Here is an 18,139-nt window from a genome sequence, read left to right as displayed (position 1 = left end):
TTGCGTATGCCCATGCCGCGGCCTGCGCGGAATGGAGTCGCCTCCTGGGTCGTGGTTCGGCAGGGTGGCCGAATCCCGAGGTCCCACGAGGCGCTGGACGGGAAATATGGTGTTGGTGCATCGCGAGGACTCAATGGATGAGTCCGGTCTTCACTGGGACGACATCGGCGCGCTCCACGACCGCGCGCTCCTCGACGAATCCGATGATTCCCTCCACGACGGCCCCGCGCGAGCGGTCGCCAGTGAGACAGCGGCCGAAGGTGACTTCGTCGCCGGCGAGGCGCCGGCCGCGATCTACCTGCGGGATATCAGTCGCGTCAAGCTGCTGACGGCCGACCAGGAGGTTGAGTACGCGAAGGCGATTGAACAGGGGAGGCTGGCGCAAGCGGCACTCCAGAATCCCGGCCGCGCGCTCGACTCCGACGCGACTCTCGCGCTGGTCGAGCAGATTCACGCCGGGGACAGCGCCCGCAGAAAGCTGACGGAAGCGAACCTTCGGCTCGTGGTCAGCGTCGCTCGCAAGTACATGGGCCGCGGCCTGCCCCTCCAGGACTTGATTCAGGAGGGGAACATCGGGCTTTCACGGGCGGTCGAAAAGTTCGACTACACGAAAGGCTATCGGTTCAGCACGTACGCCTACTGGTGGATTCGCCAGGCCGTCACCCGCGCAATCGCCGATCAGGCGCGGACGATTCGCGTTCCGGTCCACATGATTGAGCTGATCGGTGACGTCTACCGCCAGTCACGCGAGCTGCAGCAGGAGATCGGGCGAGAGCCGACGCCCGACGAGATCGCGAAGGCGATGGATACCACGCCGGAACGCGTGCGCCAGATCATTCGCGCGGCGCGCCAGCCGATCTCTCTCGAAACGCCCGTGGGCGAAGAGGACGAGAGCACCCTCTCGGACTTCATCGCGGATCGCGGCGCGTCGCCACCGTCCGAAGTCGCGGCGCAAGAGATGCTGCGGTACCACGTCGAGTGTGTGTTCCAGCAGCTCACGGACCGCGAGCGCATCGTGCTCAAGATGCGATTCGGCCTGATCGACGGTCGAGACCGCACCCTGGGAGAGATCGGGGAAGAGCTCGGCGTGAGCCGAGAGCGGGTCCGCCAGATCGAAGCGGAGGCGCTGCAAAAGCTCCGTCAGCCGGAGCTGCGAATGCAGCTGAAAGAGTACCTGGAGTAGCGTCAGCGGCGCTCCTTCAGGTCCAGGAATTGCAGGACGTGGACTCGGGCGATGATCCCCACCAGCTTCCCGTCCACCACCACGGGCAATTGGTTCAGGTGCTTCTCCGCCATGTGCCGAATCGCGGTCTCGACGCTGTCGTTCGGCGCTACCGTGACGAGCTGTGAGAGCGGCGTCATCACCTCGCCGGCAGCCCGCGTCGGCCAGTCGGTCCGGGAGACGCGGGCGATGTCCGAATAGGCGACGAGCCCTGCCAGTACGTCGCCATCGCGCACGACGGCGACGGCGCGCTCGCCGTTTGGGACGAAGTGGGTGGACATGATCTCGTCCAGTCGGGTCCACGGCGCCACGGTGGGTGGCTGGCTCAACATCAGGTCGGACACCTTTACGCCCGCGAAGCGTCCCTGAAGCACGAGCTGGCGATAGGCCGAGCGCGCACTGCTGTTCAGGAACCAGGCCACCACGATGGCGAGGAACGCTACCCCGCGAGTGTCATAGCCGAGGATGGCGGGAACCGGATTGCGCGCGGTGTCCAACGAAAGGATGAAAAGGATGATGCCGGTCGCGAGCAGGCCCCCCGCGATGATCTGTCCCACCATCCCCGCGCCGCGTGTCGCTCGCCGGTAGTCCCCCAGTTGCTGCCAGAGGAAGCCGCGCAACGCGCGCCCGCCATCCAGCGGAAGGGTGGGCACGAGGTTGAACACGCCGAGCCAGATGTTGAGAAGCAGCACGGACTCCAGAAACAGCAGCAAGGGCTGGCTTGGGTTCGGTATCGTCGTGCGGGCGCCGGCGGCGAGTCCCGCGAGGACGAGGCTGACGATCGGACCCGAGAGCGCGATCAGCAGCTCATCGAGGGGGCGTTCGCGCTCCGATCGAATGTCCGACGAGCCGCCGAACATTACGAAGGTGATGGACTCGACGGGCACGCCGCGCAATCGCGCCACGAGCGAGTGCCCCAGCTCATGGGCCAGCGTCGAAAGGAACAGAAAAAGCGTTGAGATGAACCCAACGGACCAATACGTCGGCACGCGCTCGCGGGGCAGCATCGCCGGAAAGTAGACGGCCGCCAGGACGAGCACGAGGAGCGCGAAGGCGATTGCTGCCGACACGTGGATGCGAATGGAGATCCCGCGGACGCTGGCTATATCGTAGGTCCTCGCCACGCAGGGCCTCGCTCGGGATGGTGGGTGACCGGGCGTCGGAGCGGAAGGTCAACTGGCATTGTACTCGCATCGCGCCATTGTGAGGATAGAACGGGAACGCACGGCCGATTCGGCTATAATCCGGGCACATTCGGCCAATTTCCCGATGCGAGGAAAGGGGACGCGTCGCCGCGCGACGGGTCCGGTGGTGTTGATGCTGCGAATACGGCTGCGTCGGACGGGCGCAAAGAAACAGCCGCGGTATCGCGTCGTCGTCGCGGATTCGCGGGCGCCACGTGACGGCGCATTTATCGAAAATATTGGGTACTACGATCCTCTGACGGAACCGAGTACCGTGCACATCGATCGCGAGAGCGCGCTCGACTGGCTCGCCAAGGGAGCGAGGCCGTCGGAGCGCGTCGAGCGCCTCTTCCGCCGAGAGGGCATCGTCGAAATCTCGACCGAGCCAACGCCGGAGCACGCGGATGCAGCCGAGCCCGCAGCCGAGTAACTCGAACCGAGAGTTCATCGAATTCGTGGCCCGTCTCCTCGCGCGCAATCCCGACGACGTGCAGGTCACCGAGACCGTGGAAGACAACGTTGTCGCCTACCATCTGAGCCTTGCGCCAGAGGACGTTGGACGGGTGATTGGCCGCGAGGGACGAATCGTCCGAGCGATCCGTTCTCTCCTCCGTTCAGCGGCTGTGCGCCAGGGCGTTCGCGTATCCCTCGAAGTGGGCTGAGACGTGAGGCTGCGATTCCCCGCGGTGCTGTGACGCGCAGCCTGGTTTCAGGAAGGGCCGCGCGCAGCGCGGTCCCAAACGGGGATTCCGGTCCCGACGAAGACACCGGGTACCTCACCATTGCACGCGTCACCGGACCGCACGGTATCCACGGTGAAGTGCGTTGCGCGATTCTCACCGACTTCCCCGATCGTTTTCGAACGACGCGGCAGGTGTTTCTCGGAGACCGGAAGACCCCGCGATCGGTCGAGCGCTGGCGACTCGTACGGGGGGCGGTAATCCTGAAGCTCTCGGATGTCGAGACGCGTGCGGACGCGGAACGTCTTCAGGGGTCGCACCTGTTCGTACCGCTCGACGACGCCGTTCGGCTCGACGCCGACTCCTACTTCTGGTATCAGATCATCGGCCTCGACGTCCGCACGGTCGACGGTGAGGCCCTCGGCAAGGTTGTGGACATCCTCGAGACCGGCAGCAACGACGTCTACGTGGTTCGCTCCGCCGATGGGCAGGTGCTGATTCCAGCGATCCATGAAGTCGTTCGGTCCATCGACGTGGACGCCGGAGTGATGACGGTGCGGCTCCTCGATGGGTTGCGGTGAGATCTTCAATCCGTCAGCTCGCGTGTGAGCTGTAGAGGAGCGTGCTTGGTGCGCACCCGACTCACGTCGACCGACGCGGTGCCTCTGAAGCGCATGGACTTCGGCGAAGCTGACCGCATCATCACCATGTTGACTCCGGGAATGGGAAAGCTTCGGGTGCTGGCGAAGGGCGTCCGGCGCACCACCAGCCGAATGTCCGGGCACCTCGAGCCATTTGTGCATACCCATGTGCTGCTGGCGCGGGGGCGAGACCTCGCGGTGGTCACGCAGGCGTCGATGACCGATCCGTTCTGGCGGTTGCGAAGCGACGTCATCGCTACGTCGCATGCATACCACCTGGTCGAGCTGATCGACGCGTTTCTCGAGGACCACGACGCGCATCCGGAGGTGTTTACGCTGCTTCTGGGCGCGCTGCAGGCCCTCGACGATGGCGCTATCGCCCCGCAACTCGTGGCTCGCCACTTCGAGCTGCACTTGCTCGACGCGGTGGGGTTTCGCCCGGAGCTCTCGATCTGCCTGGGGTGCAATGATTCGATTCAGCCAGTCCAGAACGGGTACTCAGCGGTTCGGGGCGGCGTCTTTTGCCCGAGCTGCGCCGGGAGCGAAGTGTCCACGATCCCCATATCTGTCGACGCGCTGAAGCTGCTGCGGTATCTCCAGCGGACGCCGCGCGCCGACCAGATCGCACTGCAATCCGTGGGCGAGGCCGGAAGCCCCGCAGAACGCCTCCTCCGCGCGCACATCGAGCACGTCTCGGAGCGGAGACTCCGCGCGGCCGAGTTCGTGCGGGTGGTGGCCGAAACGGCCGCGGGGTACCGAGCATGACAGATCTTACGGAGCTGACGCGCCCGGAGCCTGTGCGGGCTATGTACCTCCGATGGCGACCAAAATTCTTCCGAGAGGTCGTTGGGCAGGAGGCCGTGGTTCGGACGCTCAGGAACGCCGTGGCCCGGTCGGCCGTTGCGCACGGATACCTGCTCTGTGGACCGCGGGGAACGGGAAAGACCACGCTCGCGCGCATCTTGTTCAAAGCGCTCAATTGCGCACAGCCGCTCGACGGGGAGCCATGTGGTGAATGCCACTCGTGTGTCACGTGCGACGCGGGGCGCGCGATCGATCTGACCGAGATCGACGCGGCGTCCAACCGCGGGATCGACGACATTCGCGCCTTGCGCGAGCGGGTGCGATTCGCGCCGGCGGAGGCGAGCTGGAAGGTCTACATCGTCGATGAGGCGCACCAGCTCACGGCGCCCGCGTGGGATGCGTTTCTCAAGACACTCGAGGAGCCGCCACCGCACACCGTATTCGTGCTGGCGACGACTGCCGCCCACAAGGTCCCCGCCACGATCGTCTCGCGCTGTCAGCGGTTTGACCTCGGGAGGATCCCGCAGCCCATCATCGCCGACCAGCTGGCGCGGGTCGCGGTGATGGAGGGGATCGCGCTCGAGCGTGGGGTGGCGGAGCGCGTGGCTCGGCTGGCGGACGGCGGCCTGCGCGACGCGCTGGGCATGCTCGAACAGGTCGCGGTGTTTGGGGGAAGCCCGGTGACCCTCGAGGCGGCGCGCCGCGTGCTCGGCCTCGTGCGCGGCGACGCAATTCGCTCGTTCCTCGACGGGCTCGCGTATGGCGACACGCGCAGGGCGCTGGAGGTCCTCGAGGGGATTGCCGAGGAGGGGGCCGATCTCCACCAGTTCCTCAACGAGGTCCTTTTTGAGCTACGCTGCGCCCTGCTTATGCGCGCGGGCGCGGAATCGGCGCTCCTGATGGACCTCGGTTCGGAGGAGCGGGATTGGCTCCGCGAGATCACCGGCCGATGGGCCCCCGGTCACATCGCGGAGATCCTGACGCGCTTCGCCGACGCCGAGACCGCCGGCGCGAACGAGCGCCAGCTCCTTGTCCGGTTGGAGCTGGCGGCGGCGGCCCTTGCCATTCAAAAGGAACCGACGGTCGCGCCCGCTGGGGGTGGATCGCCGAGCCTGGCCGCACCCAGCCTCGCGACCAAGACGTCGATGGAGACCCCACCGGCGACCCCCATCGCCGCCGAGGTGGGGCCGGCGCCGTTGGCCGCCAAGCCGGAGCGGGCCACGGCCGGTGAGCCCCACCATGTGCACGAAGGCGGCGCCGACTATGCGGACCCCTTGCCGCATCAGAACCATTCCGGAGCGGTGGCGGAGCCAGCATCGCCACCCGCGCCGTCCCTGGCGGCGGTCCAGGCTCGGTGGTCCAGCCTCCTCGATCGCTTTCAGGGGAACCTGTTCGCCAAGACGCTCGTGGCGCGCCTCACGCCAAGTCAGCTCGACAACGGCGTCGTGGTGCTGGAAGGAAAACTCACCGCGATCGATCGGCAACGGCTGGAAGCGAGCGCACGAAAGCACGTCGAGGAGATGCTGCTCGAGGAGTTCAAGACACCCCTATCGGTGCGCATTGCTGAATCCGCGCCGAATCCCCGCGAGGGGGCTGAGACGGACAATGATTCGATCGCGGAGTACGCCTCAAAGTTGTTCGGGGGCCGCTTGCTCGAGATTTCACCCGACCCTCAGTCAATGGGCGCGCTTCAGGAATAGGCGCTCGCGGGCAGTATGATGGTGGGGAACGGCTAGACCAGAGGAGATAAGGAATGTTCAACCAGAATCTCATGCGGCAGATGCAGAGCCGACTGGTTAAGCTGCAGGAGGAGCTCGCCGCGGAGACGGTGGAGGCAAGCGCTGGCGGCGGGGTTGTGAAAGCGACTGCCTCGGGCCAACAAAAGCTCATTTCTGTCGAGATCGATCCGTCCGTTATCGACGCGGACGACGTTGAAATGCTCCAGGATCTGGTCGTGGTCGCGGTCAACGACGCGCTGGGAAAGGCCCAGGAGTTGGCCGCCAAGCGTTTGTCGGGTTTGACCGGGGGAATGAAAATACCCGGGCTCTTTTGATGCACGGTCCAGTCCGACCGGTCGCGCGCCTCATCGATGCCTTCGCCCGCCTTCCAGGAATCGGGCCGAAATCTGCCCAGCGATTGACGTACTTCCTGCTGCGGGCGCCCTCCGACGTGTCCGTTGAGCTCGCGGAAGCGCTGGCGGAGCTTCGGAGCTCCGTCACGTTCTGCTCCGTCTGTTTCAACATCGCGGATGCCGACCCGTGCGCCATCTGTTCCGACCCTGCACGAGACCGGTCGACTGTCTGCGTCGTGGAGGAGCCGCTCGACGTGCTGGCTCTGGAACGGACCCGCGGCTTTCGCGGCGTCTACCACGTCCTCCACGGGGCCCTGTCGCCAATGGAAGGCATCGGCCCGGAAGACCTGAAAGTCGCGCAGCTCATGAGCCGAATCCGCGAGGAAACAGTAGCCGAGGTGATTCTCGCGACGAATCCGAACGTGGAGGGAGACACGACTGCCCAATATCTGACGCATCTGATTCGTCCGTTCGGCGTGCGCGTGAGCCGGATTGCGCGCGGCCTGCCGATTGGCGGTGATCTCGAGTATGCCGACGAGGTAACGCTGGCGCAGGCGCTCGAAAACCGCCGGCCAGTGCCATAAGAGCGGTCGCTAAAGACCGCTGCTGCGGGGCCCTTCGCTCAAAATCGTGGAGTATACTCTCGGCGTAGCCGTCGCGGCTGAACAGGTAGGGGGTCCCCATGGACGAGCTTGATTCGTCCCAACGACCAGGGCCACCGTCTGCCGAACCAGAAGCCGACCAGGAGCTCATGGACCTTCTGGCGTCTACCCCACCACGGTTTCGCACGTTGCGGCGCGGCGAGGTTGTGGAGGGGGTCGTCGTCCAGATCACCCGCGACGAGATTCTCGTCGACATCGGCACGAAAGCTGAAGCGGTCATTCCCGCGTCAGAAGCCGGTGTCCCCCCCGGAGAGCTCGAAAGCGCCGCGACGGTCGGCGAACCCATCGTGGCCATGGTCGTCGAGCCGGAGGACCGCGAAGGCCACGCGCTCCTCTCCCTCGCGCGCGCCCAGTCGGAGCGGGGCTGGCGCAACCTCCAGCACGCCTCCGAACAGGGGGAGACGGTCGAGGGCGAAGTCGTGGACTACAACCGCGGCGGTTTGATCGTCCGGGTCGATGGACTCCGTGGATTCGTTCCGCTCTCGCAAGTCGTGGACCTCCGCCAGGCAGCGCCTGACGAAGCCGTGGAGGCGCGGCTTGAGCGAATGAAGAACCGCGTGCTGGCCCTGAAGGTCATCGAGATTAACCGCCGACGGAATCGACTCATCCTGTCCGAGCGCGCGGCCGAGCAGGAACGGCGGTCGAGGCAGCGGGACCACCTTATCGAAGAGCTGCACGAGGGGCAGGTGCGGACAGGGCGGGTGAGCAGCATCTGCGACTTCGGGGCGTTCGTCGACCTGGGCGGCGCGGACGGGCTGGTGCACCTCACCGAGCTGTCGTGGACGCCGGTGAGCCATCCGAGCCAGGTGGTGCAAACAGGAGACACCGTCGACGTGCTGGTCCTGGGTGTCGACCGCGAGAACAAGAAGATTGCCTTGAGCCTGAAACGGCTGCGCAGTGAGCCATGGCAGGACATCGCCGAGAAGTACCACGTCGGCCAGACGGTCACAGCGCGCGTCACGAAGCTGGCAACGTTCGGAGCTTTCGCCGAGATCGAGCCCGGGCTCGAGGGTCTCATCCACATCTCAGAGTTGTCCAACGAACGGATCCAGCACCCGAAGGATGTCGTACACGAGGGAGAGATCGTTCCGGTCAAGATTATCCGCATTGAGCCCGACCGGCGCCGCCTGGGTCTCAGCCTACGACAGGCTCGGGCGGAGGCGGAAGAGGCTGAGGTGGCCGGGCTGCCGATGGTGTATGGTGCTTCTGAGACCGAGGAAGCGCGCGAGGCAGGTGGATGGATGGGCGGCGCCAGAGTGATTCGAAGCGACCACAACGGCGCCTCGGATGACGCTGGTGGCAATGAGCATCGCCAGGGGAAGGGTGAAGGGTAGGCGAACTTTCTGACAACAGCCCGGCGCCGGCCACGCGGTGTGGGGCCGTATAATCTTGAAGCGCTGGGCAGACATCCTCGTTCGCTGCACCTCGCGCATCGGAGACGAACGAATGGCAGAACGATTTGACAAATTCACTGAACGCGCGCGCAAGGTTCTTCAGTTAGCCCAAGAAGAGGCGCAGCGATTCAACCACAATTACATTGGAACTGAGCATCTGCTTCTCGGTCTCGTCCGCGAGGGTGAGGGAGTCGCCGCCAAGGTGCTTGCGAACCTTGGGGTTGACCTCAACAAGGTGCGCAGCGCGGTTGAGTTCATCATCGGCCGCGGCGAGCGGACCGTCACGGGCGACATCGGCCTCACACCCAGGGCCAAGAAGGTGATCGAGCTATCCGTCGAGGAAGCGCGCCGGCTCAACCACAATTACATCGGCACCGAGCACCTGCTTCTTGGCCTCGTCCGCGAAGGCGAGGGCATCGCCGCGGGCGTGCTGGAGAGCCTGGGTGTCAGCCTTGACAAGGTCCGCCAGCAAGTCAACTACGTCCTCAACCAGTCCAGCACATACTCGCAGCAGGAATCGCGGCACTCGTCCAAGACGCCGGTGATCGACCAGCTTGGCATGGACCTGACCGCGGCCGCCCGCGCCAACAAGCTGGACCCCTGCATCGGCCGTGAAAAAGAGCTGGAGCGGGTGATCCAGATCCTCTCTCGGAGAACCAAAAACAATCCGGCGCTCGTGGGTGAACCAGGCGTCGGCAAGACCGCGATCGTCGAGGGCCTCGCGCAGCGAATCGCCTCGGGCGACGCCCCCGAGACGCTCATGGGGAAGCGGTTGCTGACCCTCGACATCGGCTCGTTGGTCGCTGGCACGAAATACCGCGGCGAGTTCGAGGAGCGGTTGAAGAAGATCATCGAAGAGGTGCGCAGCTCTGGCAACTGCGTGCTCTTCATCGACGAGCTGCACACGCTGGTCGGCGCGGGCGCCGCAGAGGGCGCCGTTGACGCGGCGAACATTCTGAAGCCCTCGCTGGCACGCGGCGAGCTGCAGTGCATCGGCGCGACGACCCTCGACGAATATCGCAAGTACATCGAAAAAGACGCCGCGCTCGAGCGCCGGTTCCAGCCCGTGCTCGTGGAGGAGCCCACGATCGAAGAGACGATCCAGATCCTCCAGGGGATCAAGGATCGCTACGAAGCGCACCACAAGCTGGAGATCAGCGACGAGTCGATCAAGGCGGCCGCCGATCTCGCGGCGCGATATGTGCCCGATCGATTCCTGCCGGACAAGGCGATCGACCTGGTCGATGAGGCGGCGTCGCGCGTGCGAATGCAACGCGCCACGACGCCACCATCCCTGAAAGACGCCCTTCGCGGGCTGGAGTCCGTCCAGAGCGAGAAAGACGCGGCGATTGGGGCTCAGCAGTATGAGCTGGCCGCTGAGCTGCGCGATCGCGAGTCGAAGCTTCGCGACAAGATCGAGAAGCTCGAGGCTGGCTGGCAAACCCAGCAGGGCGTGGACCGCCCGGTGGTCGGCCCCGAAGACATCGCGCAGGTCGTCTCCATGTGGACGGGCATCCCGGTGATGCGCATCGCCGAGGAGGAGTCCGCGCGACTGCTGAAAATGGAAGAGGCGCTTCGCGAGCGCGTCATTGGGCAGGACGAGGCGATCACGGTCGTGTCGCGGGCTGTGCGCCGCGCCCGAGCAGGCCTCAAGGATCCGCGTCGGCCCATCGGCTCCTTCATCTTCCTCGGGCCCACCGGCGTTGGCAAGACGGAGCTGGCCAGGGCGCTCGCGGAGTTTATGTTCGGGAGCGAGGAGTCGCTCATTCGCATCGACATGTCGGAGTTTATGGAGCGCCACTCCGTAGCGCGGCTCGTCGGTGCGCCCCCGGGCTACGTCGGCTACGAAGAGGGTGGGCAGCTCACCGAGGCAGTGCGACGGAAGAGCTACTCGGTCATCCTGCTCGACGAGATCGAGAAGGCGCACCCCGAAGTCTTCAACATCCTCCTGCAGATCCTCGACGACGGACGTCTGACGGACGCCAAGGGGCGAAAGGTCGACTTCCGCAACACGATCATCATCATGACCTCCAACGTCGGGACCGAGGCGATCCGCAAGGACTCGCGTCTCGGCTTTGCAACGACGGCCGATGAGGAAGAGGCCAAAGCGCGCGAGTACGATCGCATGAAGGACCGGGTGCTCGGCGAGCTGAAGAACATCTTCCGCCCCGAGTTCCTGAACCGGATCGACGCGACGATCGCCTTCCACTCGCTGGACAAAGAGCAGATTCGGGCAATCGTCGACCTCATGCTGAAGCGAGTTCGCATGGAGCTGGTCGAGCAGGAGATCAGCCTCGAGGTGAGCCTGGAGGCGAAGGACTTCCTGGTCGAGAAGGGGTTCGACACGACGTTTGGCGCACGTCCGCTGCGGCGGGCGATCCAAAATCACATCGAGGACCCCATCGCGGAGGGGGTGCTCGAGGGACGGTTCCGACGCGGAGAGACCATCCACGTCGACGTTCAGAATGGCGAGCTGGTGATGACCACCAGCCCGGCCGAGGCGCTCGTCGAGACCGCATAAGGGCGCGAAACAGCGGGGACAGCGGGCCGACTGATTCCAGTCGGCCCGCTGTCCCTTTGCGGACGCCATGACGAAATCGAGAACCACATACCTGTGCTCCGCCTGCGGGGCACGCCAGCCGCGCTGGCTCGGACAGTGCCCGAGCTGCGGAACCTGGAATTCCCTCGAAGAGGCCCTTGAGCGGCCGAATGCTTCGCGCGGGAGCGCCCGTCCGTCGGCGCTGCGCGTTTCGCGACTCGACGACGTTCGGGCCGAGCAGGTCGCTCGGCTACAAACTCCGATATCGGAGTGGGATCGGGTCCTCGGCGGCGGCATCGTTCCCGGTTCGGTCGTGCTCGTCGGAGGAGACCCTGGGGTCGGCAAATCGACCCTGCTCATGCAGATCGCTGATGCCGTCGCGGCCCGGGCGCCAGTCCTGTACGTCTCCGGTGAAGAGTCGCTCCCGCAGATCGCGATCCGTGCGCGCAGGCTTGGCCTGAGCAACACCGAATTTCGGCTTGCCGCCGAAAACGATGTGACGAGCATTGTGGACCACGTTCGCGCAGAGGCTCCCAGACTCGTCGTCGTGGATTCCATCCAAAGCGTGTACGATCCGGCGGGCGAGTCCCCGCCCGGCAGCGTTACACAGCTGCGCGAGTGCACCCTCCGGTTGCACGAAGTGGCCAAAGCCACCGACACGGCGATCCTGTTGATCGGCCACGTGACCAAGGAAGGGACCCTGGCTGGCCCGAAACTGCTGGAGCACATGGTCGACGTGGTGCTCTATCTCGAGGGCGAGCGGCTCCAGGCGTATCGGCTCCTCCGTGGCGTGAAGAACCGCTTTGGAGCGACCAACGAGGTTGGCGTGTTCGAGATGCGCGACGCCGGGCTCGCGGAGGTGCGCAACCCATCCGCCGCGTTCCTCACCGACCGCGTGCGGGGCGGGAGCGGCTCCGCCATCGTCGTCGTGCTCGAGGGGACCAGACCCATGCTGGCTGAGGTCCAGGCACTCGTCCATCGGTCGGCGCTCGCGGTGCCTCGGCGGATGGCCAACGGGATCGATTTCAATCGGGTCATCCTGTTGTGCGCTGTGCTCGCGAAGCGGGGCGGCGTGGCCGTCCACGAGTGCGATGTTCACGTGAACGTCGTCGGGGGCCTGCGCATCGAAGAGACCGCCGCCGATCTAGGAACGGCGCTTGCGATCCTGTCATCCTTGCGGGACGTGCCCATCGATCCGGAGACCGTTGCCATCGGCGAAGTCGGCCTCGCCGGCGAGCTCCGAACGGTCTCGCAGCTCGGGCTTCGACTGCGCGAGGCAGCGAAGCTCGGATTCCGGTCGGCCATCGTACCCAAGCGAAAGGAAGGCGCGCGCGAAACGCCCGCTGGGATGCGAACGATCGAGGCGTCGACGCTGCGGGAGGCATCGGCCCTCATAGGCGTACAATAGCCCCAGGCCGGAGCTCCGTTACCAATGGTCATGATTGGCCCCCACGCGGTGGTGATTTCCGTAACCCCACGTGCCATTTCGTTCAGTCAGGTTGGCCTCTACGACGCAGCCGTCACCAATTCGGTATGGTGAGGAGATCGAGCGCAGGATGAACGTCGAGATCGTCCTGAGGATCATTGGCGGCATTCTGGCCGGCATCGCCGCTTTTCAGCTACTCGCGAACCTCGTCGATCTCTCCCGGTGGACGACCATCGGCGTCTGGCTGGTCTTCGGCGGGTGTTACCTGAGCTTCAGCGTGGGCTATCTCCTCACGCCATACGTGACGACTCGACCCTTCTTTTGGCTGCGCTACCGCATTTACCACGCGTCGGCGGGCGACGTCCTGCTGGGCGGTGTGGGGCTAACGTTCGGCCTGTTGAGCGGCGCGCTCATGTCGTTCCCCCTCTCGTTTCTGCCGGGCCTGTACGGGCGTGTGCTCCCCGTCATTGCCACCGCCGTGCTGGCGTACTTTGGGGTCATGGCCATGCTCGCCCACGAGCAGGGAATCCTCGCAACGCTTGGGATCGGCGCGCGCGCGGGACGCGGCGCGGCGCGGATGGAGGGCAGGTGCCTGTTGCTCGATACGTCGGCCATCATCGACGGGCGTATTGCCGATATTGCGCGAACCGGCTTCCTGGGTGGAACGCTGATCGTCCCGCGCTTCGTGCTCGAGGAGATCCAACACATCGCGGATTCCCCCGACGCGATGCGGCGGAATCGCGGACGCCGGGGGCTCGACGTCCTCGGGACGCTGCAGAAGGAGGCGACAACGCCGGTCGAGATCACTGATGAAGACGTCGAGAATGCCATCGGGGTGGATGCGAAGCTCGTGCGCCTCGCGCAAGAGCATGGCTACTCCATCATCACCAACGATTACAATTTGAACCACGTTGCTCAGCTCCAGGGCATCGAGGTCCTGAACGTCAACGTCCTGGCCAACGCGGTACGCTCGGTGATCCTCCAGGGCGAGGAGATTTCCATCCGCTTGATCCAGGAGGGCAAAGAACCGAGCCAGGGCGTCGGCTATCTCGAAGACGGCACGATGGTCGTCGTCGAGAACGGCCGCCAGTTCATGGGCCAGACCGTCGACGTCGTTGCGACCAAAGTGCTGCAAACCGCGGCCGGGCGGATGGTCTTCGCCCGAGTGAAACCTCCATCGGACGTCGCCAGGGCCTAAGCGTGGCTGCCAATCGCGAAGGCCCGGTCGCCGGAATCGTGCTGGCTGGTGGCTCGTCCGTGCGAATGGGCGCGGACAAGCTGTGGGAAGCGCTCGGAGATCGACCGGTCATTGAATGGTCGATCAGGGCTTTCGCCGGCTGCTCGTCCGTGGATGTGATCGTCGTTGTTTCCGCGAGCGGGTCCGAGCGACGAATGAACGACCTGGTAGCCGTCGCGGCGCCCGGCGCCCGCGTTGTGAAAGGGGGCGCCGAGCGGCAGGACTCGGTGCGCGCGGGCCTTGACGCCTGCCCCGAGGCGACGTGGGTCGTGGTCCACGATGGCGCGCGGCCGCTCGTCACGTGTGAGATGATCGAACGCGGTCTGGCGGCTGCCGTGCCGACCGGCGCTGCTATCGCCGCGGTGCCCGTCGTCGACACGATCAAGCTGGTCGAAGGCGATGTGATCAGGGGGACACCGCCGAGGGAGGCGCTGTGGGCGGCCCAGACACCGCAAGTCTTTCGTCGGCTCCTGCTTTTGGAGGCGCACGATCGGGCCACGGGAGTCGTCAGCGATGACGCTGCCCTGGTCGAGGCGCTCGGCGTGGCGGTGCGAGTCTTCCCGGGGGCCTATGGTAATATCAAGATCACGACCCCCGTCGACCTGCGCATTGCGGAGTCGCTCCTGGCGGCGTCCTCGTCAGGCCGTCCGACGCCGGGAGATGAAGCCAAAAGATGACGGTGGCAAACTCCTCGACAAGCTCGCCCACGAAGCCCGGGTTCCGCGTCGGTGTGGGCCACGACCTCCACCCGCTCGCCTCAGGTCGCCCGCTCGTATTGGGCGGGGTGACGATACCCTATCCTCGCGGCCTCGACGGTCACTCCGACGGTGACGTGCTCGCCCATGCCGTGGCGGATGCCCTCATCGGCGCTGCGGGACGTGGGGATATCGGGACCTGGTTTCCGGACACCGACGAGCGGTTTCGCGGAGCCGATAGCCTGCTGCTCCTAGCGCAGGTCGCCTCGGCGCTCGCGGACGACGGCTGGCGAGTCGGGAACGTCGACGCGTCCATCGTGGCACAGCGTCCACGCCTCGGGCCTCACCTCCATCAGATGCGCGAGAACCTGGCACGGGCGCTCTCCGTTGAGCCCGAATCCGTGAATGTAAAGGCCACGTCTCCCGAGTACGTTGGTTCGCTCGGGCGCGAGGATGCCATCGCCGCCTTCGCGACCGCCCTGATCGAGCGCGGCAGGTAGCCATGTTCGACACCCTGCGAGCAGACTTCCAGGCCGTGTTCGAGCGGGACCCAGCGGCGCGAAGCGCCATGGAGGTCGTGCTCGCGTATCCCGGATTTCACGCCATCATCAGCCATCGCATTGCGCACTGGCTCTGGAATCTGCGGGTTCCGGTTGCGCCTCGCGTCCTCTCCCACGTCGCCCGCTTCTTCACGGGCATCGAGATCCACCCCGGCGCCACGATCGGCAAGGGATTCTTTATCGACCACGGCATGGGAGTCGTCATCGGCGAGACGACCCAGATTGGCGACGGTGTGACGCTGTATCAAGGGGTCACACTCGGCGGTACGGGGAAGGAGCGTGGCAAGCGGCACCCGACGATCGGAAACAACGTCCTCATCAGCGTGGGCGCCAAGGTCCTCGGCGCCATCGAGGTCGGCGACAACGTGAAGATTGGCGCCGGGTCGGTCGTGCTTCGATCGGTCCCGCCTAATTCGACCGTCGTTGGGGTTCCCGGGTGGGTCGTCGCTACCCACCCACCGGATACGGACATCCACGAGCGCGTGGAAGTGCTGCCAGACCCCGAAGGCGAAACGATCCACGCTCTCCAGGAGCGGGTCGTGTTGCTGGAAGCCCGCCTTTCGGCCCTCAGTGCCCAGCTCGCCGACGATTCGGTGGAGGAGCCGCCCGGGGTGGCTCGCCCCGTCGGCGCTTAGCGCCGTCCCGTCCCTGAGTCCGTCGCCGTAGTCGCACAGGAGTGGGGGATTTGGCCCTCCGGATATCGAATACGCTCACCGGCGCGAAGGACGTCTTCGAGCCCATCGGCGATCCGGTTCGAATGTACGTGTGCGGCATGACTCCCAAGTTTCACCCGCACGTCGGACACGCTCGCCTCTTCGTCTCCGCGGACATCATCCGCCGCACGCTGGAATGGCGCGGATATCGCGTGCGCCACGTCCAGAATTTCACGGACATCGACGACAAGATCATCGCGCGCGCCCAGTCAGAGGGACTCACGGCGTCACAGGTGGCGCGGAACTATACCGACGCCTACTTCGACGTCATGGCTCGGCTACACGTGAAGCCTGCCGATGTATACCCGTCGGTGACTGGTTTCATGCCTCAGATCATCGAGTACGTGGAGGGCCTCATCGACCGGGGTTTCGCCTACGAGGTAGATGGCGACGTGTACTTCGAAGTGGACCGCTTCCGGGACTACGGCAAGCTGTCCGGACGGACCGAAGAAAGCGGCATGGTCGGCGTGCGGAAGGAGCTGGAGCCCGGAAAGCGCGATCCGCGGGACTTCGCTCTCTGGAAGCGTGCGAAACCGGGGGAGCCGTCGTGGCCAAGTCCCTGGGGAGAGGGTCGACCGGGGTGGCACATCGAGTGCTCGACGATGGTGCGCGAGACGCTGGGCGATCAGATCGATATCCACTGCGGAGGCCAGGACCTCATCTTTCCGCATCACGAGAACGAGATAGCCCAGAGCGAGTCCTACACCGGATGCGTGCCCTTCGCCCGCTACTGGCCCCACGTGGGCCTCGTCATGACGGGTAGCGAGAAGATGTCACACTCCCTCATGAATTTCACCACGGTCGCGGATGTGCTCCAGCAATACGAGCCCGCGGCGCTTCGGCTGGCTCTCCTCCAAGTGCACTACCGTGCTCCCATGGTCTTTTCCGAGGAGGGCATCGCGGGCGCATCCCGAAGCCTTCGGACGCTGCGCGCGGCGTACGGCGCGCAGCCGGAGCCTCCGGTCCCACCGACGTCGGCATCGCATGAGATGCTGACGCGATTCGGCGCCTACATGGACGACGACTTCAATACGCCCGGCGCGCTTGGCGTGTTGTTTGACACAGCCCACGAGATCAACCGACTCGGCGGAAAGGGAAGCGAGGCGGCGGCGCTCCGGGCCGCGTTCCGCACGATGGTGGACGTGCTGGGGATCCCATTGACGCGGGACGAGGCGCTTGCGCCGTCGAATGTCGATCCTTTTATCGACCTCCTCGTCGAGATCCGCGGGCAGCTTCGCGCCGACCGTCAGTGGGGGATGGCCGATCGCATTCGCAATCGGCTGAAAGAGCTGGGTGTCGCGCTCGAGGACACGCCGGACGGAACGGAGTGGCGCTTCGAGTCACCGCCCGGCGATCGATAGGGCATTGCGGCATGGCTGAGCTTCTCGCTGGACGGAACGCGGTCGCGGAAGCTCTTCGGGCGCACCGGCGCGTCCAGCGGATTTTCGTCGAGGCGGGCGTCAGGGATTCCGAACCCGCGATCCGAGAAGCCCTGCGCGCCGCCGAGACCGTCGGCATCCCCATCGTCCGTGTGCCGCGAACCCGCTTGGACTCGATTCATCCGCGCCATCAAGGAATCGCGGCCGAGCTGGACGAGTTCGCATACGCAGAGGTGGCCGACGTTTTGCAGCGCGCGAAGGCGGCAGGCTCCAATGCGCTCGTCCTGGCGCTCGACCAGGTCCAAGATCCACAAAACGTTGGCTCGCTGCTCCGAACCGCCCTCGCGGTGGGCGTCACGGCGGTCGTGATTCCCTCGCACCGCGCAGCGGGGATCAGTCCGGCCGTCGTCCGCGCCTCGGCGGGGGCAGTGGAGCACCTGGCGGTTTGCCAGGCTCCCAATCTCGCGCGCGCCCTGCGCCAGCTCAAGGAAGTCGGCCTGTGGATTGTGGGCCTCGATGCGCATGGGCCCAGCGTGTACGATGAGGTCGACCTCAGCGGCCCGGTCGCGGTCGTCGTGGGGGCGGAAGGGAGCGGCCTTCGCCGACTCGTTCGCGAGGAATGCGACTTCGTGGTCCGCTTACCGATGGCAGAGCCCGTCGAGTCGCTCAACGTGGCGGTCGCCGGGTCCATCCTGCTCTACCACCTCTTTCGGCGTCGAGCGACATCGGCGGGCAGTCGCGCTTAGCAATTCGCTTCGCGAGACCCGTACTTTCTTCCTACGGCGCTCGGATGGTGGTCCCGCCTATCATCCCAACCGCATCTCGGAGTGGGGGTGGGGCGAATGCCAGCGCATCGTCGGTTGTCGGCTTGTCTCTGCGCGGTGGGGCATCGATGGCTCCCACGTGTCCCCAGGCGGTCCTCGGCCCAGGGA

Annotated in this window: 18 protein-coding genes; 17 read left to right on the top strand and 1 reads right to left on the bottom strand. The window is 65.5% G+C overall.

Going from position 1 to position 18,139, the window contains the following annotated elements; translation table 11 throughout:
• The first annotated feature begins 133 nt into the window (after positions 1-133).
• Positions 134-1,183 (top strand): sigma-70 family RNA polymerase sigma factor, encoded by a 1,050-nt coding sequence (locus tag VFC51_00900; protein HZT05565.1) that lies wholly within the window; start codon positions 134-136, stop codon positions 1,181-1,183.
• Positions 1,184-1,185: 2 nt separating this feature from the next.
• Here VFC51_00900 and VFC51_00895 read toward each other — a convergent pair whose 3' ends face one another.
• Positions 1,186-2,346: a site-2 protease family protein gene (locus tag VFC51_00895; protein ID HZT05564.1), complete on the bottom strand. Its 1,161-nt coding sequence runs from the start codon at positions 2,344-2,346 to the stop codon at positions 1,186-1,188.
• A 193-nt stretch (positions 2,347-2,539) separates the two neighbouring features.
• Here VFC51_00895 and rpsP point away from each other — a divergent pair, with 193 nt between their 5' ends.
• The 16 genes from rpsP (at position 2,540) to rlmB (ending at position 17,953) form a co-directional block, all read left to right on the top strand.
• A complete protein-coding gene (rpsP, locus tag VFC51_00890) occupies positions 2,540-2,836 on the top strand; it encodes a 30S ribosomal protein S16 (GenBank protein HZT05563.1) in 297 nt (98 codons plus the stop codon).
• Positions 2,811-3,068 carry a KH domain-containing protein gene (locus tag VFC51_00885; protein ID HZT05562.1) on the top strand — a complete coding sequence of 86 codons (258 nt, stop codon included), beginning with the start codon at positions 2,811-2,813 and terminating at the stop codon, positions 3,066-3,068. The genes rpsP and VFC51_00885 overlap by 26 nt, the downstream gene beginning before the upstream one ends.
• A gap of 29 nt (positions 3,069-3,097) precedes the next feature.
• Complete coding sequence (rimM, locus tag VFC51_00880; GenBank protein ID HZT05561.1) at positions 3,098-3,667, top strand: ribosome maturation factor RimM; 570 nt, start codon at positions 3,098-3,100, stop codon at positions 3,665-3,667.
• A gap of 48 nt (positions 3,668-3,715) precedes the next feature.
• Positions 3,716-4,492 carry a DNA repair protein RecO gene (recO, locus tag VFC51_00875; protein HZT05560.1) on the top strand — a complete coding sequence of 259 codons (777 nt, stop codon included), beginning with the start codon at positions 3,716-3,718 and terminating at the stop codon, positions 4,490-4,492.
• Complete coding sequence (dnaX, locus tag VFC51_00870) at positions 4,489-6,231, top strand: DNA polymerase III subunit gamma/tau (GenBank protein HZT05559.1); 1,743 nt, start codon at positions 4,489-4,491, stop codon at positions 6,229-6,231. The genes recO and dnaX overlap by 4 nt, the downstream gene beginning before the upstream one ends.
• Positions 6,232-6,284: 53 nt before the next feature.
• A complete protein-coding gene (locus VFC51_00865; protein ID HZT05558.1) occupies positions 6,285-6,584 on the top strand; it encodes a YbaB/EbfC family nucleoid-associated protein in 300 nt (99 codons plus the stop codon).
• Complete coding sequence (recR, locus tag VFC51_00860) at positions 6,584-7,186, top strand: recombination mediator RecR (protein HZT05557.1); 603 nt, start codon at positions 6,584-6,586, stop codon at positions 7,184-7,186. Before VFC51_00865 ends, recR begins: the two co-directional genes overlap by 1 nt.
• 98 nt (positions 7,187-7,284) lie before the next feature.
• Complete coding sequence (locus VFC51_00855; protein HZT05556.1) at positions 7,285-8,598, top strand: S1 RNA-binding domain-containing protein; 1,314 nt, start codon at positions 7,285-7,287, stop codon at positions 8,596-8,598.
• A gap of 112 nt (positions 8,599-8,710) precedes the next feature.
• A complete protein-coding gene (locus VFC51_00850) occupies positions 8,711-11,179 on the top strand; it encodes an ATP-dependent Clp protease ATP-binding subunit (protein ID HZT05555.1) in 2,469 nt (822 codons plus the stop codon).
• A gap of 67 nt (positions 11,180-11,246) precedes the next feature.
• Positions 11,247-12,605, top strand: coding sequence for a DNA repair protein RadA (gene radA, locus VFC51_00845; GenBank protein ID HZT05554.1), 1,359 nt, complete (start codon positions 11,247-11,249; stop codon positions 12,603-12,605).
• Between the two features lie 148 nt (positions 12,606-12,753).
• A complete protein-coding gene (locus VFC51_00840; protein ID HZT05553.1) occupies positions 12,754-13,821 on the top strand; it encodes a PIN domain-containing protein in 1,068 nt (355 codons plus the stop codon).
• Between the two features lie 2 nt (positions 13,822-13,823).
• Positions 13,824-14,537, top strand: coding sequence for a 2-C-methyl-D-erythritol 4-phosphate cytidylyltransferase (ispD, locus tag VFC51_00835; GenBank protein ID HZT05552.1), 714 nt, complete (start codon positions 13,824-13,826; stop codon positions 14,535-14,537).
• A complete protein-coding gene (ispF, locus tag VFC51_00830) occupies positions 14,534-15,055 on the top strand; it encodes a 2-C-methyl-D-erythritol 2,4-cyclodiphosphate synthase (protein HZT05551.1) in 522 nt (173 codons plus the stop codon). Before ispD ends, ispF begins: the two co-directional genes overlap by 4 nt.
• Before the next feature lie 2 nt (positions 15,056-15,057).
• Positions 15,058-15,750 carry a serine O-acetyltransferase gene (cysE, locus tag VFC51_00825; GenBank protein ID HZT05550.1) on the top strand — a complete coding sequence of 231 codons (693 nt, stop codon included), beginning with the start codon at positions 15,058-15,060 and terminating at the stop codon, positions 15,748-15,750.
• Between the two features lie 50 nt (positions 15,751-15,800).
• Positions 15,801-17,189: a cysteine--tRNA ligase gene (cysS, locus tag VFC51_00820; protein HZT05549.1), complete on the top strand. Its 1,389-nt coding sequence runs from the start codon at positions 15,801-15,803 to the stop codon at positions 17,187-17,189.
• Between the two features lie 11 nt (positions 17,190-17,200).
• Positions 17,201-17,953 carry a 23S rRNA (guanosine(2251)-2'-O)-methyltransferase RlmB gene (rlmB, locus tag VFC51_00815; protein HZT05548.1) on the top strand — a complete coding sequence of 251 codons (753 nt, stop codon included), beginning with the start codon at positions 17,201-17,203 and terminating at the stop codon, positions 17,951-17,953.
• Positions 17,954-18,139 lie beyond the last annotated feature (186 nt).

The organism is Chloroflexota bacterium (assembly GCA_035652535.1).
GTDB lineage: Bacteria > Chloroflexota > UBA6077 > UBA6077 > SHYK01 > DASRDP01.
This window is presented reverse-complemented; position numbering and strand designations above follow the sequence as displayed.

Bases quoted from the DNA above. Each gene is read 5' to 3' on its own strand.
- VFC51_00850 (HZT05555.1), top strand. From the start codon at position 8,711: ATGGCAGAACGATTTGACAAATTCACTGAACGCGCGCGCAAGGTTCTT.
- VFC51_00885 (HZT05562.1), top strand. From the start codon at position 2,811: ATGCAGCCGAGCCCGCAGCCGAGTAACTCGAACCGAGAGTTCATCGAA.
- rlmB (HZT05548.1), top strand. From the start codon at position 17,201: ATGGCTGAGCTTCTCGCTGGACGGAACGCGGTCGCGGAAGCTCTTCGG.
- VFC51_00900 (HZT05565.1), top strand. From the start codon at position 134: ATGGATGAGTCCGGTCTTCACTGGGACGACATCGGCGCGCTCCACGAC.
- VFC51_00855 (HZT05556.1), top strand. From the start codon at position 7,285: ATGGACGAGCTTGATTCGTCCCAACGACCAGGGCCACCGTCTGCCGAA.
- recR (HZT05557.1), top strand. From the start codon at position 6,584: ATGCACGGTCCAGTCCGACCGGTCGCGCGCCTCATCGATGCCTTCGCC.
- radA (HZT05554.1), top strand. From the start codon at position 11,247: ATGACGAAATCGAGAACCACATACCTGTGCTCCGCCTGCGGGGCACGC.
- dnaX (HZT05559.1), top strand. From the start codon at position 4,489: ATGACAGATCTTACGGAGCTGACGCGCCCGGAGCCTGTGCGGGCTATG.
- cysE (HZT05550.1), top strand. From the start codon at position 15,058: ATGTTCGACACCCTGCGAGCAGACTTCCAGGCCGTGTTCGAGCGGGAC.
- VFC51_00840 (HZT05553.1), top strand. From the start codon at position 12,754: ATGAACGTCGAGATCGTCCTGAGGATCATTGGCGGCATTCTGGCCGGC.
- VFC51_00865 (HZT05558.1), top strand. From the start codon at position 6,285: ATGTTCAACCAGAATCTCATGCGGCAGATGCAGAGCCGACTGGTTAAG.
- rpsP (HZT05563.1), top strand. From the start codon at position 2,540: ATGCTGCGAATACGGCTGCGTCGGACGGGCGCAAAGAAACAGCCGCGG.
- ispF (HZT05551.1), top strand. From the start codon at position 14,534: ATGACGGTGGCAAACTCCTCGACAAGCTCGCCCACGAAGCCCGGGTTC.